Here is a 17,060-nt window from a genome sequence, read left to right as displayed (position 1 = left end):
CTACTCCACGCCGATGAGCAACAGGGCACCCTGTCGGCCACCCCGGTACACCACCGTGTCGACGGCGAGGTACGACTCCCGGACGTGCATCTCCAGGATATCGGCGACGCTCGCGGGTGCCTCGTCGCCGAGGACGAGCGTGACCAGTTCGCCACCGGCCGCGAGCATCCGATCCAGGACGGCCCGGGCGGTGGCCGTGACATCGGCGCCGATCACCGCCACATCGCCGTCGACGAGGCCCAGGACGTCCCCGGCCTGGCAGATGCCGGCCATGGTCCAGGACTGACGCTCGGCGACGGCGACCTCGGCGTAGCGGGTCGCGCCCGCCGCCGAGGTCATCGAGACGACGTCCTCGTCGAAGCGCCGCTCCGGCTCGTGCACGGCGAGCGCCGCGATCCCCTGCACCGCCGACCGCGTCGGGATCAGCGCGACCCGGATGCCCTCGGCCCGGGCCTGCTCGGCGGCAGCGGCGGCGGTGTGCCGCAGCTCCGCGTCATTGGGCAGCAGCACGACCTCACGCGCGTGTGCCCGCCGTACGGCCGCGACCAACTCCCCACTGGCAGGCGGCTCCCCGGGGCGCGCGAGCACAGTGGTCGCGCCGGCTTCGCCGTAGAGCCCCGCAAGACCCTCCCCCGGCACCACCGCCACGACGGCCCGTTGAGCACGCTCCTTGGGCGGCCGTTCGGCACCCGTGGTGTGCACGTCACCGAGCCCGAAGTGGGTGATCCGGATGCGGTACGGCCGCCCGGCCTCGACGCCCGCCTCCACGGCGGCTCCCGCGTCGTCGACGTGTACGTGAACGTTCCACAGGCCGTCGCCGCCGACCACGACGAGCGAGTCGCCGAGGGCGTCCAGCCGCTCCCGCAGCCGCGTCACAGCCGAGTCGTCGGCCTCCAGGAGATAGATCACCTCGAAGGCGGGGCCACCCTCGCAAGGGGTGGCTGCGGTGGCACCGGAAGCCGAAACGTCCTCCACGCGTGCGTGCGTCCCGTCAGCGGCTGTGTGCGTCTCGTCGGCGGCCACGCGTGCGTGCGTCTCCAGGACCACGAAGACCGGCACCTCCCCCGTGAACGTCTCCACCAGCGCGGCCAGCACCGCCACCAGCCCCCGCCCGCCCGCGTCCACGACTCCCGCGCGCGCCAGGACGGCCAGTTGCCCGGGGGTCGCGGCCAGCGCCGCGCACGCTCCCTCGTAGGCGGCCCGTGCGACGGTCCCACAGTCGCCCTGGGTGTCGTCGGCCGCGTCCGCCGCCGCCGAGGCGACCGAGAGGACCGTGCCCTCGACCGGGTGGGCCACCGCGTGCCGGGCGGAGTCGGCCGCGCGGCGCAGGGCGAGCCGTAGCCCTTCCCCGTCCGTGTGAGCCGTCTCACCGTCGGCGGCGAGGACCTGGGCCATGCCGCGCAGCAGCTGCGCGAGGATCGTCCCGGAGTTGCCGCGGGCCCCTATGAGCGCCCCGTGGGCCATCGCCTGGGCGGCGTCGGCCAGCGGCGGTTTCCGCTCGGTCAGGGTGCCGTGTCCGTCGAACACCGCCTCGACCGCGGCGGCGGCGGACTCCATGGTCAGGTACAGGTTGGTGCCGGTGTCCCCGTCGGCCACGGGATAGACGTTGATCGCGTCGATCTCCTCGCGCGCATGCCCCAGCGCCCGCAGCGCGAGACCGCACCAGGTACGCACCGCGAGAGCATCGAAGAATGTCTGCGGCACCTGCGGCACCTGCGCCTCCTTGAGCTGCTGGACTGGGAACGCAGCGTAGACCTTGGGGCGGCCCGGTCCCGAGGAGGGCCGGAGCGAGCCCCCGACCAGGCATGGTAGTTTCGTTGTACTGGCGCGGTCGTTGTATGCTGCTCCGGTTGCCCGATCCCGATCGGGCCATCCCCCCTGGCAGCGCCACTTCCAGATCCTACGATCTCGATCCCGGCATGCCGGGATCATCCGTAAGTGCATCTGTGCATCTGAAGTCTTTGGAGTGACCCGTGGCTGCCAACTGCGACGTCTGCGGCAAGGGGCCGGGCTTCGGCAACAACATCTCGCACTCGCACCGCCGTACACCGCGTCGCTGGAACCCGAACATCCAGCGCGTTCGTACCGTGGTCGGCGGGACGCCGAAGCGCGTGAACGCTTGCACCTCGTGCATCAAGGCCGGCAAGGTCTCGCGCTGACGCACTGCTGAGCGCGCGGCCACTGCTGGTTCGCTGCATCGAGCCGGTCCACCTCGTGTGGGCCGGCTTTTTGCCGTGCCCGCTCAGAAGGCCTCGCGCCGCAACGCCCACCCGTGGTCCACGGGTCCGATGCCCTTGCCGAGCGCGAACCCCGCAGCGATCGCCCCGGTGACGTACGCCTTGGCCTCCGTCACCGCCTCCGGCACCGACCGCCCCATGGCGAGCTGTGACGTGATCGCCGAAGCGAGCGTGCAGCCGGTCCCATGGGTGTGCCGGTTGTCGTGCCGGGGCGCACGCAGCCAGTGCTCCTCAGAACCGTCGGTGAGCAGATCCACGGCGTCGCCCGGCAGATGACCACCCTTGATCAACACCCAACGCGGCCCGTACGACAGCACGGCCGCCGCGGCCTCCCGCAACTGCCCCTCCGAATCGACCCGTACGCCGGTGAGTTGCGCCACCTCGTCGAGATTCGGCGTCGCGACCGTCGCCACCGGCAACAACTTCGTCCGTACGGCGTCCAGCGCGGAGTCCGCCAGCAGCGAGTCCCCGTGCTTCGAGATGCCGACCGGGTCGACGACCGTAGGGACGTCCGTGCCGCCGATCAACCCCGCAACCGTCTCGACGAGTTCGGCCGACGCAAGCATCCCGGTCTTCACGGCCTGTACGCCGATGTCGTCGACCACGCTGCGGTACTGGGCGCGCACCGCCTCCGCCGGAAGTTCCCAAGCGCCTTGCACACCGAGGGAGTTCTGCGCGGTGACCGCCGTGACGACGCTCATGCCATGCACACCGAGCGCCAGCATCGTCTTCAAGTCGGCCTGGATCCCCGCCCCGCCACCGGAGTCGGAGCCGGCCACCGTCAGTACACGAGGCTTCACGACTCGATGTCCCCGAAGTGGTCCCAGCCGCCCTTGCTGGTCCAGGGCGCTCCATCGACCGTCACCTGGGGCAGCGCGGAGGGGTTGAGGACCTCGCCGATCACCTTCCAGCGGGCCGGCAATTTCACGTCCGGCGCGAAGGTCGCCACGATCGCGTGGTCCTCACCCCCGGTGAGCACCCACTGGATGGGGTCGACGCCGACGGCCTGCCCGATGTCGTTCATCTGCGTCGGGACGTCGATCGCGCCGGATCGGATGTCGATGCGGACCTTACTGGCCTCCGCGATGTGCCCGAGGTCGGCGATCAGCCCGTCGCTCACGTCGCACATCGAGGTCGCGCCGAGCCCGGCGGCCGCCGGACCCGCGTGATACGGCGGCTCGGGGCGCCGGTGCGCCTCGACGAACGCGCGTGGCGAGCGAAAGCCCCGCGACAGCACCGCGAACCCGGCCGCGGACCAGCCGAGCCACCCGGTCACGGCGACCACGTCACCGGGCTGGGCACCACCCCGGGTGACCGGCTCGCGGCCCCGCAGATCGCCGAGCGCGGTGATCGACACCATGATCGTGTCGCCTCGTACGACATCACCGCCGACCACCGAGGCGCCCGCGACCTGGCACTCGTCGCGCAGGCCGTCCATCAGCTCCATGGGCCAGGTGACCGGGAGTTCGGCCGGTACGACCAGACCGAGGAGCAGCGCGGTCGGTACGGCGCCCATGGCGGCGATGTCCGCGAGGTTCTGCGCGGCGGCCTTGCGTCCGACGTCGTAGGCGGTGGACCAGTCGCGGCGGAAGTGCCGGCCCTCCAGCAGTATGTCGGTGCTCGCCACGACCCTGCGGTCGGGCGCGGCGACGACCGCGGCGTCGTCGCCGGGGCCGACCCGGACCGCGGGGGTGGTGGTGAGCCGGGAAGTGAGCTCCCTGATGAGCCCGAACTCCCCCAACTCACCGACGGTGCCCTTCATCGTTCGTCCTCTTCTCGTGACGGCAGCGCCCGGTCGCGAGCCGTCGGTGTGCTCGGTACGGTCGAGGTGACCGTCGACTTCAGTCGTGCCCGCGCCGAGGCACGGGGGCCAGGTCGTGTCCGCAGAGCCCCGTCGTCCGCCCGAAGGGCGGGCCCCGCGGCGTCCGGTGCGTGCTCTGGGGGTCCCCCGGCCGGAGGCTGGGGGGGTGCCGGGGGGAAGCCCTCGTACTGGACGTACTTGGGCTTTCGCCCGGTGCGGCGAGAGTGCGTGCCGGGCGTCGCGGGGCAGGCGTGGCTCTGCGGACACGGCCTGGGACCTCCGCGGGTCTCCCCGCGGCGAGCGGCGACGCGATACCGTGGCGTTCCTTTTCCCCACATGATCCTCGTGGCCGCCCTGGAGGTTCCGTGGTACAGGCGTACATCCTGATCCAGACGGAGGTCGGCAAGGCGTCGACCGTCGCCGAAACGATCAGCAAGATCCCTGGAGTGATCCAGGCCGAGGACGTGACAGGACCGTACGACGTGATCGTGCGGGCCCAGGCCGACACGGTCGACGACCTCGGCCGCATGGTGGTCGCCAAAGTCCAGCAAGTGGACGGCATCACCCGCACCCTGACCTGCCCGGTGGTGCATCTGTAGCCCCCGTCTACCCTTGGCCGGTGAACTCTCTCCGTCACCGGCGCCGTTCTGTCCTCGGGCTGTCCGTGCTCGCCCCGCTGATCATCGTTGCGGGCTGCTCCTCAGCAGACGACAGCGCGTCGGCGGCGGTTCCCTCGCCGGGCGCGAAGGTCACCGGGCTGTGCCGGAACCTGGACAAGGTGCTGCCGTCGAAGGTCGACGACCAGGGCCGCCGGGATCCCGAGCCCGCGTCCGCGCTGACCGCGGGCTGGGGGAACCCGGCGATCATACTGCGCTGCGGTGTCGTCAGACCCGCCAAGATGAACGACCCGGAGGCCGACGGCGTCGAGGTGAACGGCGTCGGCTGGCTGCTGCAGAAGGAAGACGACGGCTCCTTCCGCTTCACCACGACACTGCGCAAGGCGTACGTAGAGGTGACCATCCCGAAGGACCGCACCGGAGACGGCATGGCGCCCCTGGTCGACCTGGCGAAGTCCGTCAAGAGGGCGATCCCCGAAGGGATCGCCGACTAGCCCGACTCACACTACGGAACCGACCGGCTCAGCGAAGTCCCGTCGACCGGCGCAGCGCCGCCTGCACCAGCAGGTCCACCAACTCCCCGTAGGGGACACCGCTGGCCTGCCACATCTGCGGGTACATCGAGATCGGCGTGAACCCGGGCATCGTGTTGATCTCGTTGATGACGAACTCGCCGTCTTCTGTAAGGAAGAAGTCCGCCCGCACGAGCCCCTCGCAGGAGGCCGCGTCGAAGGCGTCCACCGCGAGCCGCTGGACCTCGGCGGTCTCCTCCGGCGTCAGCGGGGCGGGCACGATGCCAGGAGTCGAGTCGATGTACTTCGCCTCGAAGTCGTAGTACGCGTGCTCCTGGGGCGGCGGAATCTCGGCCGGCACACTCGCGCGGGGCCCGTCCTCGAACTCCAGCACCCCGCACTCGATCTCGCGTCCGCGCAGCGCGGCCTCCACGAGGATCTTCGGGTCGTGCCGCTGGGCCTCGGCGATCGCCTCGTCGAGGCCGGCCAGGTCGTCGACCTTGGTGATGCCGATCGACGACCCCGCGCGCGCGGGCTTCACGAACAGCGGCCAGCCGTGCTCACCCGCGAAGTCGATGATCTTCTTGCGGGCGGCGGACTCGTCCCGCTCCCACTCGCGCGGCCGGATCACCACGTAGGGGCCGACCTTGAGGCCGAACGAGGTGAACACCCGCTTCATGTACTCCTTGTCCTGGCCGACGGCCGAGGCGAGCACACCCGCGCCCACGTACGGCACACCGGACAGCTCCAGGAGTCCCTGGAGGGTGCCGTCCTCGCCGTAGGGGCCGTGCAGGACGGGGAAGACGACGTCGACCTCGCCGAGGGCCTTGGGCACGGATCCCGGTTCGCTGACGACGACTTCGCGGTTTCCGGGGTCGAGCGGGAGCACCACGCCGCCCTCGCTCGACTCGGCGAGTTCGTCGACGTCCGGGGTACGGCGGTCGGTGATCGCCATCCGCTCCGGGGCGTCGGCGGTGAGGGCCCAGCGGCCTTCGCGGGTGATGCCGATCGGCAGGACGTCGTACTTGTCCCGGTCGATGGCCGCGAGGACGGCGCCGGCGGTGACCACGGAGATCCCGTGTTCGGAGCTGCGACCGCCGAACACAACGGCCACACGCGGCTTGCGAGGCGGCTGCTCAGGGTTCTGGGAGAGGTTCTCGGTGCTCATATCGCGATGAGAGTACCCGGTGGTAGTGCTTTGAGTCAGCGTCCGTTGACGAGCGGCGGTTCGATCAGCGCCCCCGAAGGGGCGCGAGGAACTGCGCGACAAGCCACGACGGAGCCGCAGCCGCCCAACTACAGACCGCGGCACCCCCAGCGGCGCGCTCAGCGACGTTCAGGCTTCGCGCTGCGCGACATCAACTCCTTGACGGCGACCACAGGCGACTTCCCCTCGTGCACGATCTCGAACACCGTCTCCGTGATGGGCATGTCGACACCATGCCGCCGGGCCAAGTCCAGCACGGACTCACAGGACTTGACGCCCTCCGCGGTCTGCTTGGTGACCGCGATCGTCTCCTGGAGGGTCATCCCCTTGCCGAGGTTCGTACCGAAGGTGTGGTTCCGCGACAACGGCGAGGAGCAGGTCGCCACCAGGTCCCCCAGGCCCGCGAGCCCGGAGAACGTGAGCGGATCCGCGCCCATCGCGATGCCGAGCCGGGTCGTCTCGACGAGACCCCGGGTGATGAGCGAACCCTTCGCGTTGTCCCCGAGCCCCATGCCGTCCGCGATGCCGACGGCGAGCCCGATCACGTTCTTCACCGCGCCACCGAGCTCGCAGCCCACGACGTCGGTGATGGTGTACGGCCTGAAGTACGGCGTGTGGCAAGCGGTTTGGAGCCGGCGGGCCACGGCCTCGTCGGTGCACGCGACCACCGCGGCGGCCGGCATCCGGGAGGCGATCTCGCGTGCGAGGTTGGGCCCGGAGACCACGGCGATACGGTCCCGGCCGACCTTGGCGACGTCTTCGATGACCTCGCTCATCCGCATGACGGAGCCGAGTTCGACGCCCTTCATGAGCGAGACGAGGACCGTGTCGGGCGCCAACAGGGGTGCCCATTCGGCCAAGTTGGCGCGCAGCGTCTGCGAAGGGACCGACAGGACGGTGAAGTCGGCGTCGGCGGCGGCCTCGGCGGCGTCGGTGGTGGCCCGCAGGTTCTCCGGGAGTTCGACGCCGGGGAAGTAATCGGGGTTCGTACGCGTGGAGTTGATGGCCTCCACGACTTCCGCGCGACGCCCCCACAGCGTGACCTCGCACCCCGCGTCGGCGAGCACCATGCCGAAAGCCGTGCCCCACGAACCGGCGCTGAAGACAGCCGCCTTGACCGGCTTGCTCACGTGCCCTGCCCCTCTTCCTGCTCGACCTTCGGCTCGCTCGCCGACTCGGCCTGAGACTCCAACTCGTGGGTTTCCGCGGCCGTTCGGCGCCGCTGCTCGATCCGCTCACGGCGCGGGTCGTAGGGCACCTCGGGCGCCTTCGCGCTGCGGATCTGCTCCAACAGGCGAGTGATGTCGGCCATGATGACCTCGGTCGCCTCTTTGAGGAGGTCCGGGCTCATGTCCTTGCCGTAGAAGCGCGTGAGGTCCACCGGCGGGCCCGCGAGCACATGGCTGGTCTTGCGCGGAAAGACGCGCAGTTTCTTGGCGTACGGCGGGAGCAACTCGTTGGCGCCCCACTGCGCTACGGGAATCACCGGACACTGGGTCTGCAGGGCCACCCGCGCGGCACCGGTCTTTGCGGTCATGGGCCATTGGTCGGGGTCCCGGGTGATGGTGCCCTCGGGATAGAACGCGACGCACTCACCGCGTTCCACGGCTGCGATCGCGGCGCGGAAGGCACTCAACGCGTCGGTGGTCTCGCGGTAGACGGGGATCTGTCCGGTGCCGCGCATCGCGGCGCCGACGAATCCCTTCCCGAAAAGGCTGCTCTTCGCCAGGAATCGCGGAACACGTCCGGTGTTGTACTGAAAGTGTCCGTATGCGAAGGGGTCCACTTGTGAATTGTGGTTCACCGCGGTGATAAACCCGCCCTCGGCCGGAATGTGTTCCATTCCGCCCCAGTCCCGCTTGATCAGAACCACCAGCGGCGGTTTGCAGAGGACCGCTGCGAAGCGGTACCAGAACCCGATTCTGCGGCGGGGCACGCGAACACCTTCCTCTTGGACCTGGGGGGCCGCACAAGTGTCACCCCAGGCCGTCGGTCTGTCGAGAACACCGTACGCCCCGCCACCGACACCGCCAGGGGCGCCGGGTGACAATGGCCGCGACAAGAGAGGGGCGGAACGCCCGTGCAGTGGACCTTGGTCATCCCCCTGAAGCCTCTGGCGCGCGCCAAGAGCAGGCTCGCGGACACCGCGGGCGACGGACTGCGCCCGGGCCTCGCCCTCGCCTTCGCCCAGGACACCGTGGCGGCAGCGCTGGCCTGCCCGGCGGTCCGCGATGTGGCGGTCGTCACGGACGACGCCCTGGCCGGCCGCGAACTGGCCGCGCTGGGCGCCCGTATCGTCACGGACGAGCCGGGAGGCGGCCTGAACGCCGCTCTGCGGCACGCGGCGGCCGTCGTGCGGGTTTCCCGCCCCGAAAGCGCGGTCGCGGCCCTGAACGCCGATCTGCCGGCGCTGCGCCCCGCGGAATTGGCCCGGGTCCTCGACGCGGCCGCCGAATTCCCCCGCGCTTTTCTCCCGGACGCGGCCACAATCGGTACCACCTTGCTCACCGCGCGAGAGGGCCGCGAATTGCGCCCGGCTTTCGGCCCGGATTCCCGCACCCGCCATCGCATCTCCGGGGCGCGCGAACTCACCCTGGGCGCGGTGGATTCCGTACGGCAGGACGTGGACACCGGCGAGGACCTGCGCGCGGCACTGGCCCTCGGGGTCGGACCGCGCACGGCGGTAGCGGCGGCGGGGCTGTTGATTCCGGGGCAGTAGACGGCAGTGGGCGGCAGTAGGCTGCGGCCATGCAGGCGACCGCTTACACCTACGACGCCGGAACCCGTACCGGAAGTGTGCTGCTCGACGACGGCACCCCGGTGTCCTTCGACGCCCCCGCGTTCGACGCGGGCGGGCTGCGGCTGCTGCGGCCGGGACAGCGGGTGCGGATCGAGACCGAGGGCCCCAAGGACGGACTCAGGGTCACACTGGTGACACTGCAGACCTTCTGAACGCCCGCCTACGGGCCGTGAATACGCCGCGGGCCGGACTCCCAGAGGGAGTCCGGCCCGGTGCGTGAGTGCCCTGCACCCGTGACTAGCGGGTGGCGGTGGCCTTCTTGGCGGTGGTCTTGCGCGCCGTCGACTTCTTGGCGGGGGCCTTGGTGGCCGTCGCCTTCTTGGCCGGGGCCTTCTTGGCGGTGCCGGTGGCCTTCTTGGCCGCCGTCTTCTTGGCCGTCGCCGTGGTCTTCTTGGCGGTCGCCTTCTTCGCCGTGGCCTTCTTGGCCGTGGCCGTGGTCTTCTTGGCGACCGTCTTCTTCGCCACGGTCTTCTTCGCGGCTGCCGTCGCCCTCTTGGCGGTGGTCTTCTTGGCCGCGGCCTTCTTGACCGTCGCCGAAGCGGTGCCGCTCAGGCTGCCCTTGGGCGCCTTCTTGACGGCGACCTCGCCGCCGCGCGGGAGCTTCTTCGAGCCGCTCACCAGGTCCTTGAAACCCTGGCCCGCGCGGAAGCGCGGCACGGAGGTCTTCTTGACCCGAACCCGCTCGCCCGTCTGGGGGTTGCGGGCGTAACGGGCCGGACGGTCGACCTTCTCGAACGAACCGAAGCCGGTGACCGAAACCCGGTCCCCATTGACCACGGCACGGACGACTGCGTCCAGAACCGCGTCGACCGCCTCGGCGGCCTGCTGACGGCCACCGACCTTGTCCGCAATCGCTTCTACGAGCTGCGCCTTGTTCACGTCTTCCCCTTCGGAGACATTGCCGGAACGAAACTGCTCCGGCTTTTTCGCACGTTAGGCAGATATATACCGCAAATCAAACACGAAACGGGCTAATCACCCGTGCGCCGCAACGAACTCGGCTGTCCTGGACTTGTTTCAGCGTTCCTCTTCCGGGAATCGACCCGCGTCGAGGTCCTCTGTGAACCGGTCCAGCCGCCTTGTCGCGTCGGCGAGATCGTGCTTGGCCGCGGCCGTAATGACCAGCAGCTTCCGGGTCAGCGCCATCCGTACGCCCTCCGGGACTTGCAGTGCGCGCACCCTTGTGTGCGCTTCCTTGAGTTGGTCCGCGACTGCCGCATAGAGCTTGAGTTGGCCGTCGTGTTCCATGCACAGATTGTGCCATCTGGGGCGAGTTGTCGCCTGCGGGGGTAGCAACTGGTGCCTCAAACAGCGTGACGGAGCCCGGCGGCAGCCTTGGCTCAAAGCTGCGCGTACCCCGTCAACACCCTGTCTAACACAGGGAGTTGAGCAAAGCGTTGCAGGCGCGCAGGGCCGTTCGGGTGCAGACATGGCTGTACCCCCAATCGTGGCGATCGGGGGTACAGACGGGGTGTCGCGTGGCCGAATCTCGACCCGGGGAAGGCCTCGTGAGGGTCCTTGGGGTCAGACCTGGACCGTCCGGGGCTTGTACGAGGGGCGCTTGGCCTCGTACGCGGAGATGTCGCCCTCGTTCTGGAGGGTGATGGAGATGTCGTCCAGGCCGTTCAGCAGCCGCCAGCGGGCGTTCTCGTCGAGTTCGAAGGCGGCGGTGATGCCTTCGGCGCGCACCTCGCGGGCCTCCAGGTCGACGGTGATCTCGGCCTGCGGGTCCTTCTCGGTGAGTTCCTGCAGCGCGTCCACGATCTTCTGCTCCAGAACCACCGTGAGCAGGCCGTTCTTCAGCGAGTTGCCGCGGAAGATGTCGGCGAACCGCGAGGAGATGACGGCCTTGAAGCCGTAGTTCTGCAGCGCCCACACGGCGTGCTCGCGGGAGGAGCCGGTACCGAAGTCGGGGCCGGCCACCAGGACCGTGGCGCCCTTGCGCTCGGGGCGGTTGAGGATGAAGTTCTCGTCCTTGCGCCAGGCCTCGAAGAGCCCGTCCTCGAAGCCGTCCCTGGTCACCTTCTTGAGCCAGTGGGCGGGGATGATCTGGTCGGTGTCCACGTTGCTGCGGCGCAGCGGGACGGCCCGGCCGGTGTGCGTGGTGAATGCTTCCATGACTCTCAGACTCCAGCGGGCACAGGGGCGTCGGACAGATCGGCGGGCGAGGCCAGGTGGCCCAGCACGGCGGTCGCGGCGGCGACCTGCGGCGAGACCAGGTGCGTACGGCCGCCCTTGCCCTGCCTGCCCTCGAAGTTGCGGTTGGAGGTGGACGCGGAGCGCTCACCGGGTGCCAACTGGTCCGGGTTCATGCCCAGACACATCGAGCAGCCCGCGTGCCGCCACTCGGCGCCGGCCTCCTTGAACACGAGGTCCAGGCCCTCGGAGACGGCCTGGAGACCGACTCGCGCGGAGCCCGGGACGACCAGCATCCGTACGCCGTCGGCGACTTTGCGTCCCTCGACGATCGCGGCGGCGGCACGCAGGTCCTCGATACGGCCGTTGGTGCACGAACCTACGAAGACGGTGTCCACCTTGATGTCGCGCAGCGGCTGGCCGGCCTCCAACCCCATGTATTCCAGGGCCTTTTCGGCGGCGAAGCGCTCCGAAGCGTCTTCGTACGAAGCCGGGTCGGGGACGGTTGCCGAAAGCGGCGCGCCCTGACCGGGGTTGGTGCCCCAGGTGACGAACGGCGCAAGGGAGGGACCGTCGATGACGACCTCGGCGTCGAACTCCGCGTCCGCATCGGTCTTCAGGGTCTTCCAGTACGCGACGGCGGCGTCCCAGTCCTCGCCCTCGGGGGCGTGGGCGCGGCCCTTGATGTACGCGAAGGTGGTCTCGTCGGGGGCGATCATGCCCGCGCGGGCGCCGGCCTCGATCGACATGTTGCAGATGGTCATGCGGGCTTCCATCGAGAGTTTCTCGATGGCGGAGCCGCGATATTCCAGGATGTAGCCCTGGCCGCCGCCGGTGCCGATCTTCGCGATGATGGCGAGGATCAGGTCCTTGGCGGTGACGCCGTCGGGCAGTTCGCCGTCGACCGTGATGGCCATGGTCTTCGGGCGGGCCAGCGGCAGCGTCTGTGTCGCCAGCACATGCTCCACCTGGGAGGTGCCGATGCCGAACGCCAGCGCGCCGAAGGCGCCGTGGGTGGAGGTGTGGGAGTCACCGCACACGACGGTGGTACCGGGCTGGGTCAGACCCAGCTGCGGTCCTACGACGTGCACGACACCCTGCTCGACGTCGCCCAGGGAGTGCAGGCGCACGCCGAAGTCGGCGCAGTTCTTGCGCAGCGTCTCCAGCTGGGCCCGGGAGACCGGGTCCGCGATGGGCTTGTCGATGTCGAGGGTCGGGGTGTTGTGATCCTCGGTGGCGATGGTGAGGTCGAGGCGCCGCACCGGACGGCCCGCCTGACGGAGACCGTCGAAGGCCTGCGGGCTGGTCACCTCGTGCAGCAGGTGCAGATCGATGAAGAGGAGGTCGGGCTCGCCCTCCGCGCGCCGGACGACATGGTCGTCCCAGACCTTCTCCGCGAGTGTCCTACCCATCGCTTTCCCTCCGGCCGACGAAACAGCGCCGGCCCAACTAGAGATTTTTGAGGAGACGGCGCTCGCACCCCTGGTTCACGGGCAGCCGCCGCCTGGCCCGTTTCGTACGCGGGCCGCTGTGCCTACAAGAGTTGCGCGTCTCACGAAAAAAGGAACTTGCGTTTCACAGAGTGAGACGCGAGTATCGTTTCATGGACAACAGTAGCGGCGTCGGCGTCCTGGACAAGGCAGCCCTTGTCCTGGGCGCCCTGGAGTCCGGTCCGGCCACCCTCGCGGGTCTGGTCGCGGCGACCGGGCTGGCACGACCCACGGCACACCGGCTGGCCGTGGCTTTGGAACACCACCGCATGGTGGCGCGCGACATGCAGGGCCGGTTCATTCTCGGCCCCCGTCTCGCCGAGCTGGCCGCGGCCGCCGGCGAGGACCGCCTGCTCGCCACGGCGGGCCCGGTGCTCACGCATCTGCGGGACATCACGGGCGAGAGCGCGCAGCTCTACCGCCGCCAGGGCGACATGCGCATCTGCGTCGCCGCCGCGGAGCGCCTGTCCGGACTGCGGGACACGGTCCCGGTCGGCTCGACGCTCACGATGAAAGCCGGTTCGTCCGCGCAGATCCTGATGGCCTGGGAGGAGCCGGAGCGCCTGCACCGCGGCCTCCAGGGCGCCCGCTTCACGGCCACCGCCCTCTCGGGCGTACGGCGCCGGGGCTGGGCCCAGTCGATCGGCGAGCGGGAGCCGGGCGTCGCGTCCGTCTCCGCGCCCGTGCGCGGCCCCTCGAACCGCGTGGTGGCCGCCGTGTCCGTCTCCGGCCCCATCGAGCGCCTGACGCGCCACCCGGGCCGTATGCACGCCCAGGCGGTCATCGACGCCGCCGCCCGCCTCTCCGAGGCCCTGCGCCGCACCGGCTGATCCCCGGAACACCACAGGAGGGCCTGCCTCAACGCCGCGGCAGGCCCTCCGCCATGTCCGGACCTACTCGGCCTTCGCACTCCCCGACCGGTACGCGAACCGGCCCTTGGCCCGCCTCCCCCGCCGCTCCACCGGCACCTGTCCGTGCGCCGCCGCGAGTCCGAAGGCCGGCATGTCGGCGTAGATCGCCTCATAGGACCCCTCGGGCACCACATAGCTCTCGTGCCACAGCCCGACATGGCCGCGCACCTTCCCCGCCTTCTCCTTGCGGTTGATGATCGCCCACGCCCTGTGATGGAACATGTCGGGCGAACTCGCGTACGCGTAGAGCTGCTCCTTGGACTCCCAGTACTGGACGACGTAGTACGTCCGCGGCGACGCCGTCAGCAGCACGTGCCCGAGCAGTCCGCGGCTCCTGTCCTTCCCCAACTCCCGCAGCATGCGCGGCATCGCGAGGAACACCGGCACCCAGTGATGCACGGCCCAGAAGCGGTTGATGCGCATCCCGATCAGCAGCACCACCACCTCCCCCTCGGCGGCAGCGGTGGTACGGCCGTTGACAGCCTTCGCGAACATGACGCCCCCTTGTTGGGTACCAGCACTATCCGATGACCCGTGTTTGGATAGTGCCGGTACCCGAGGAAGGGCGCAAGACATGCGGCTGGCCGAGCTGAGCGAGCGCAGCGGTGTGTCCGTCGCGACGATCAAGTACTACCTGCGCGAAGGACTGCTCGCCCCCGGCCGCCAGATCAACACCACCACCGCCGAGTACGACGAGGAGCACCTGCGTCGACTGCGGCTGGTGCGCGCGATGATCCAGGTCGGCCGGCTGCCGGTGGCGACGGTCCGCGAGGTGCTCGGCCATGTCGACGACGACTCCCTCGGCCGTACGATCCGGCTGGGCGCGGCCCTCTGGGCGTTGCCGCAGGTGCCCGAACCGGACGAGGAGGACGAGTACGTCCAGTCCGCGCACCGCGAGGTGGACAAGCTCCTGGAGACGCTGGGCTGGTCCAACTCCCAGGCCCTGGTGACCATTTCGCCGTCCTACCGCTCACTGGTGGTGGCGGTGGCCGCACTTCGTCGGCTCGGGTACGACTGGCCGCCCGAACTCGTCGTGAACTACGCCAAGTTGATGCACCAGGCGGCCGTCCTCGACCTGGACTTCGTGGAGACCCATCCCTCGGAGGCGGAGAAGGTGGAGACGGCGGTCGCGGGCGCGATCTTCGTCGAGCCGGTGCTCCAGGCGTTGCACCGGCTGGCACAGGAGGAGGAGTCGGCGCGACGGTACGGCTTCGAGTGAGCCGGGCACGCGAAAGCCCCTCCACCGAAGTGGAGGGGCTCTGCTGTATGTACCCCCGACCGGATTCGAACCGGCGCTACTGCCGTGAGAGGGCAGCGTGCTAGGCCGCTACACAACGGGGGCCTAGATCGTGCGTTTCCGCAGATCAGAGCTGGTCTACCAGGACTCGAACCTAGAATGACGGTACCAGAAACCGTAGTGTTGCCAATTACACCATAGACCAAGGCGATGCAAGGTAAAGCGTACCCCCGACCGGATTCGAACCGGCGCTACTGCCGTGAGAGGGCAGCGTGCTAGGCCGCTACACAACGGGGGCCCTAGCGATCCTGCATGAGAGGCGGCGGGTGCGACCCGACCACCTTCCTGGGAAGGATCTGTACCCCCGACCGGATTCGAACCGGCGCTACTGCCGTGAGAGGGCAGCGTGCTAGGCCGCTACACAACGGGGGCTTTGCAGAGTTGACCTCTGCGGTTGCAGATGAGCTCTGCGAGCTGGCCTACCAGGACTCGAACCTAGACTAACGGAACCAGAAACCGTCGTGCTGCCAATTACACCATAGGCCACTAAGACTCAATCCCTGTCGGGATCTTGTTCTAGCGTGCGCCTCCAGGTGGCTGACCTTTCGGTCTGTTCTCCGGCGGCGCAGGAAGAACATTACCTGAAGGTGGACGGGGCTCCAAAACGGGTATCAGCGCCGAGGAGCGCGGGAAGTTCGGCGAGCGAGGCGATCCGGTGCCGCCCCGCGAGGGCCTCACCAGGGGTGTGCCCGCCGTGACGGTCGATCCACACGGACAGCAGTCCGGCGTCCGCGGCGCCGCGCCAGTCGATCTCGGGGTGATCTCCGACATACGCCACCTCGTGCGGCGGCAGTTCGAGCGCCTCGCAGGCCGCGAGGAAGGCGCCGGCCTCGGGTTTGGAGACGCCCAGTTCGGCCGCGCACAGGACGGCCTCGAAGCGGTCGTACACACCGAGGGCACGCAGTTTGCGGTCCTGGACGGTGAGGCTGGAGTTGGAGAGGACGGCGTGCCGGTGGGTGGCCGCGAGGGCGTCCAGGACGGGCAGGACGTCCGGAAAGAGGGCCCAGGCGGTCTCGTAGTGGGCCTTGTAGCGCTGGAACCAGTCCTCGGCCTCGGCGTCGGTCAACTCCCGGTCCAGGAACAGCCGGACGCGGTCCAGCCGCTGTCCCTCGAACGAGACCTCGCCGGCCGAGAAGCGCGCCCAGTGGAACTCGGTGGCCACCCGCCAGCGCTCCAGGGCCTCCGCCACGCTCGTGGGCCCGTCGACCAGCCCCTCGGTCACCAGGTGCTCGCGCATGGCCGCGCGGTCCGCACCCGTGTAGTCGAACAAGGTGTCGTCGACGTCCCAGACAACGGCCCGAATGGTCATGATCCGACGGTATCCCGCGGCCCGGGGGCGCGTCTGCCCCGGCCTGTCGTCACACGGGGACGACGAAGAAGTCCGTGACGAAGCAGGTGACTTCACCGGCCGCTGTACGGCCGATGAAGGTCGGATACGCGCCGTCGCCCCAGCCGGAGCCGAAGGCCGCCAGGGTGTGGCCGGTGGAGGGAGAGGTGACCAGGTAGGGACCCGGAGCGTGGCCGGTCTCCTCGAAGGCGTCCCACAGCGGGCCCTCGTCGCCCTCGCACTCGGGGAAGGAGCCGTCGGCCGACGCATCGTAGAACGCGCCCGTGCCGGCGTCGACTCCGTAGCCGTAGAACTCGTCCTCGGTGAGTTCGGCGAGGTCCTGGCCGGGCTGGAGGGCGAGTTCCCAGGCGGTGGTGGGTTCGTCCCGTATGACCAGGCGGGCGGCGGCCACGCGCAAGTGGGGCTTGTCGGACGGGGGTTCGTCGGGCTGGGTGAGGGTGGCGACGGCCGCTTCGACTCGGTAGTGGCCGGGGGCCACGGCGACCGTGAAGGGCTCGGACTCGCCGCCGCCCAGGGAGACGAACGGGTCGCAGGCGACCACCTGGCCGGTGGGGAGCCAGAGTTGGCCGCCGTCGGCGAGGTGGATCACGCCGACCGTGCCGGTCTCGTCCTCCCTGAACTCGCTGCCCGGCGTGAACAGCCAGGTGTAGTCACGAGCGGTCATCGGCATGAAAGGTGCCTCTCCTGAACGATCTTCAATGATC

Annotated in this window: 20 protein-coding genes and 5 tRNA genes; 7 read left to right on the top strand and 18 right to left on the bottom strand. The window is 69.6% G+C overall.

What is annotated here, in order from left to right; all coding sequences use genetic code 11:
- Positions 1-1,713 carry a DAK2 domain-containing protein gene (gene fakA, locus SPR02S_RS19480; RefSeq protein WP_019058665.1) on the bottom strand — a complete coding sequence of 571 codons (1,713 nt, stop codon included), beginning with the start codon at positions 1,711-1,713 and terminating at the stop codon, positions 1-3.
- Between the two features lie 260 nt (positions 1,714-1,973).
- Between fakA and rpmB the strand changes: the two genes are divergently transcribed.
- A complete protein-coding gene (gene rpmB / locus SPR02S_RS19475) occupies positions 1,974-2,159 on the top strand; it encodes a 50S ribosomal protein L28 (protein ID WP_004924906.1) in 186 nt (61 codons plus the stop codon).
- An 83-nt stretch (positions 2,160-2,242) separates the two neighbouring features.
- Here the strand turns inward: rpmB and thiD are convergent, their stop codons facing one another.
- Positions 2,243-3,037 carry a bifunctional hydroxymethylpyrimidine kinase/phosphomethylpyrimidine kinase gene (gene thiD / locus SPR02S_RS19470; protein WP_019058664.1) on the bottom strand — a complete coding sequence of 265 codons (795 nt, stop codon included), beginning with the start codon at positions 3,035-3,037 and terminating at the stop codon, positions 2,243-2,245.
- Complete coding sequence (locus SPR02S_RS19465; protein ID WP_019058663.1) at positions 3,034-3,999, bottom strand: thiamine-phosphate kinase; 966 nt, start codon at positions 3,997-3,999, stop codon at positions 3,034-3,036. Before SPR02S_RS19465 ends, thiD begins: the two co-directional genes overlap by 4 nt.
- A 404-nt stretch (positions 4,000-4,403) precedes the next feature.
- On the opposite strand from SPR02S_RS19465, the gene SPR02S_RS19460 reads away from it, so the two are divergent.
- The gene (locus tag SPR02S_RS19460; RefSeq protein WP_003997603.1) at positions 4,404-4,637 is read left to right on the top strand and encodes an Lrp/AsnC family transcriptional regulator; all 234 of its coding nucleotides are present in this window, start codon (positions 4,404-4,406) and stop codon (positions 4,635-4,637) included.
- A 20-nt stretch (positions 4,638-4,657) separates the two neighbouring features.
- On the top strand, positions 4,658-5,149 hold the full coding sequence (locus SPR02S_RS19455) for a DUF3515 domain-containing protein (protein WP_019058662.1): 492 nt from the start codon (positions 4,658-4,660) through the stop codon (positions 5,147-5,149).
- Between the two features lie 28 nt (positions 5,150-5,177).
- Here the strand turns inward: SPR02S_RS19455 and SPR02S_RS19450 are convergent, their stop codons facing one another.
- The 3 genes from SPR02S_RS19450 to SPR02S_RS19440 all read right to left on the bottom strand — a co-directional run bounded on the left by SPR02S_RS19450 (position 5,178) and on the right by SPR02S_RS19440 (position 8,310).
- Positions 5,178-6,335, bottom strand: a complete 1,158-nt coding sequence (locus SPR02S_RS19450) for a D-alanine--D-alanine ligase family protein (RefSeq protein ID WP_019058661.1) — start codon at positions 6,333-6,335, stop codon at positions 5,178-5,180.
- A gap of 158 nt (positions 6,336-6,493) precedes the next feature.
- Positions 6,494-7,504: an NAD(P)H-dependent glycerol-3-phosphate dehydrogenase gene (locus tag SPR02S_RS19445; RefSeq protein WP_019058660.1), complete on the bottom strand. Its 1,011-nt coding sequence runs from the start codon at positions 7,502-7,504 to the stop codon at positions 6,494-6,496.
- Positions 7,501-8,310 carry a lysophospholipid acyltransferase family protein gene (locus SPR02S_RS19440; RefSeq protein WP_019058659.1) on the bottom strand — a complete coding sequence of 270 codons (810 nt, stop codon included), beginning with the start codon at positions 8,308-8,310 and terminating at the stop codon, positions 7,501-7,503. Before SPR02S_RS19440 ends, SPR02S_RS19445 begins: the two co-directional genes overlap by 4 nt.
- A gap of 144 nt (positions 8,311-8,454) precedes the next feature.
- Between SPR02S_RS19440 and cofC the strand changes: the two genes are divergently transcribed.
- Both cofC and SPR02S_RS19430 read left to right on the top strand, forming a co-directional pair.
- A complete protein-coding gene (cofC, locus tag SPR02S_RS19435; RefSeq protein ID WP_019058658.1) occupies positions 8,455-9,093 on the top strand; it encodes a 2-phospho-L-lactate guanylyltransferase in 639 nt (212 codons plus the stop codon).
- Positions 9,094-9,122: 29 nt separating this feature from the next.
- Positions 9,123-9,326, top strand: a complete 204-nt coding sequence (locus SPR02S_RS19430; RefSeq protein WP_019058657.1) for a hypothetical protein — start codon at positions 9,123-9,125, stop codon at positions 9,324-9,326.
- An 85-nt stretch (positions 9,327-9,411) separates the two neighbouring features.
- Here SPR02S_RS19430 and SPR02S_RS19425 read toward each other — a convergent pair whose 3' ends face one another.
- The 4 genes from SPR02S_RS19425 to leuC all read right to left on the bottom strand — a co-directional run bounded on the left by SPR02S_RS19425 (position 9,412) and on the right by leuC (position 12,722).
- Positions 9,412-10,053 carry an HU family DNA-binding protein gene (locus SPR02S_RS19425; protein WP_019058656.1) on the bottom strand — a complete coding sequence of 214 codons (642 nt, stop codon included), beginning with the start codon at positions 10,051-10,053 and terminating at the stop codon, positions 9,412-9,414.
- A gap of 138 nt (positions 10,054-10,191) precedes the next feature.
- Positions 10,192-10,422, bottom strand: a complete 231-nt coding sequence (locus SPR02S_RS19420; RefSeq protein ID WP_019058655.1) for an SCO5555 family protein — start codon at positions 10,420-10,422, stop codon at positions 10,192-10,194.
- A gap of 276 nt (positions 10,423-10,698) precedes the next feature.
- Complete coding sequence (leuD, locus tag SPR02S_RS19415; protein ID WP_019058654.1) at positions 10,699-11,292, bottom strand: 3-isopropylmalate dehydratase small subunit; 594 nt, start codon at positions 11,290-11,292, stop codon at positions 10,699-10,701.
- Between the two features lie 5 nt (positions 11,293-11,297).
- The gene (gene leuC / locus SPR02S_RS19410) at positions 11,298-12,722 is read right to left on the bottom strand and encodes a 3-isopropylmalate dehydratase large subunit (RefSeq protein ID WP_019058653.1); all 1,425 of its coding nucleotides are present in this window, start codon (positions 12,720-12,722) and stop codon (positions 11,298-11,300) included.
- A gap of 191 nt (positions 12,723-12,913) precedes the next feature.
- Between leuC and ndgR the strand changes: the two genes are divergently transcribed.
- Positions 12,914-13,630, top strand: a complete 717-nt coding sequence (ndgR, locus tag SPR02S_RS19405) for an IclR family transcriptional regulator NdgR (RefSeq protein WP_019068721.1) — start codon at positions 12,914-12,916, stop codon at positions 13,628-13,630.
- Positions 13,631-13,693: 63 nt separating this feature from the next.
- On the opposite strand, the gene SPR02S_RS19400 is transcribed toward ndgR, so the two are convergent.
- Positions 13,694-14,206 carry a DUF4188 domain-containing protein gene (locus SPR02S_RS19400; protein WP_019058651.1) on the bottom strand — a complete coding sequence of 171 codons (513 nt, stop codon included), beginning with the start codon at positions 14,204-14,206 and terminating at the stop codon, positions 13,694-13,696.
- 79 nt (positions 14,207-14,285) lie between these two features.
- Between SPR02S_RS19400 and SPR02S_RS19395 the strand changes: the two genes are divergently transcribed.
- Positions 14,286-14,930 carry a MerR family transcriptional regulator gene (locus tag SPR02S_RS19395; protein WP_019058650.1) on the top strand — a complete coding sequence of 215 codons (645 nt, stop codon included), beginning with the start codon at positions 14,286-14,288 and terminating at the stop codon, positions 14,928-14,930.
- A gap of 50 nt (positions 14,931-14,980) precedes the next feature.
- On the opposite strand, the gene SPR02S_RS19390 is transcribed toward SPR02S_RS19395, so the two are convergent.
- The 7 genes from SPR02S_RS19390 to SPR02S_RS19360 all read right to left on the bottom strand — a co-directional run bounded on the left by SPR02S_RS19390 (position 14,981) and on the right by SPR02S_RS19360 (position 17,026).
- Positions 14,981-15,053: transfer RNA gene (locus SPR02S_RS19390), tRNA-Glu, on the bottom strand.
- A gap of 28 nt (positions 15,054-15,081) precedes the next feature.
- Positions 15,082-15,153, bottom strand: a tRNA-Gln gene (locus SPR02S_RS19385).
- Between the two features lie 20 nt (positions 15,154-15,173).
- Positions 15,174-15,246: transfer RNA gene (locus SPR02S_RS19380), tRNA-Glu, on the bottom strand.
- 61 nt (positions 15,247-15,307) lie between these two features.
- Positions 15,308-15,380, bottom strand: a tRNA-Glu gene (locus tag SPR02S_RS19375).
- Between the two features lie 42 nt (positions 15,381-15,422).
- Positions 15,423-15,494 (bottom strand) — tRNA-Gln (locus SPR02S_RS19370).
- Positions 15,495-15,585: 91 nt separating this feature from the next.
- Positions 15,586-16,317: an HAD family hydrolase gene (locus SPR02S_RS19365; protein WP_019058649.1), complete on the bottom strand. Its 732-nt coding sequence runs from the start codon at positions 16,315-16,317 to the stop codon at positions 15,586-15,588.
- A 49-nt stretch (positions 16,318-16,366) separates the two neighbouring features.
- Positions 16,367-17,026 (bottom strand): DUF4241 domain-containing protein, encoded by a 660-nt coding sequence (locus SPR02S_RS19360; protein ID WP_019058648.1) that lies wholly within the window; start codon positions 17,024-17,026, stop codon positions 16,367-16,369.
- Positions 17,027-17,060: the final 34 nt, after the last annotated feature.

The sequence above is a fragment of the Streptomyces prunicolor NBRC 13075 genome, from assembly GCF_000367365.1.
Taxonomy (GTDB): Bacteria; Actinomycetota; Actinomycetes; order Streptomycetales; family Streptomycetaceae; genus Streptomyces; species Streptomyces prunicolor.
Note: the sequence above shows the minus strand (reverse complement) of the source record. Positions and strands in the feature narration are given on the sequence as shown.

Bases quoted from the DNA above. Each gene is read 5' to 3' on its own strand.
- SPR02S_RS19465 (WP_019058663.1), bottom strand. From the start codon at position 3,999: ATGAAGGGCACCGTCGGTGAGTTGGGGGAGTTCGGGCTCATCAGGGAG.
- SPR02S_RS19450 (WP_019058661.1), bottom strand. From the start codon at position 6,335: ATGAGCACCGAGAACCTCTCCCAGAACCCTGAGCAGCCGCCTCGCAAG.
- SPR02S_RS19430 (WP_019058657.1), top strand. From the start codon at position 9,123: ATGCAGGCGACCGCTTACACCTACGACGCCGGAACCCGTACCGGAAGT.
- SPR02S_RS19420 (WP_019058655.1), bottom strand. From the start codon at position 10,422: ATGGAACACGACGGCCAACTCAAGCTCTATGCGGCAGTCGCGGACCAA.
- leuD (WP_019058654.1), bottom strand. From the start codon at position 11,292: ATGGAAGCATTCACCACGCACACCGGCCGGGCCGTCCCGCTGCGCCGC.
- leuC (WP_019058653.1), bottom strand. From the start codon at position 12,722: ATGGGTAGGACACTCGCGGAGAAGGTCTGGGACGACCATGTCGTCCGG.
- ndgR (WP_019068721.1), top strand. From the start codon at position 12,914: ATGGACAACAGTAGCGGCGTCGGCGTCCTGGACAAGGCAGCCCTTGTC.
- SPR02S_RS19400 (WP_019058651.1), bottom strand. From the start codon at position 14,206: ATGTTCGCGAAGGCTGTCAACGGCCGTACCACCGCTGCCGCCGAGGGG.
- SPR02S_RS19395 (WP_019058650.1), top strand. From the start codon at position 14,286: ATGCGGCTGGCCGAGCTGAGCGAGCGCAGCGGTGTGTCCGTCGCGACG.
- SPR02S_RS19365 (WP_019058649.1), bottom strand. From the start codon at position 16,317: ATGACCATTCGGGCCGTTGTCTGGGACGTCGACGACACCTTGTTCGAC.
- SPR02S_RS19360 (WP_019058648.1), bottom strand. From the start codon at position 17,026: ATGCCGATGACCGCTCGTGACTACACCTGGCTGTTCACGCCGGGCAGC.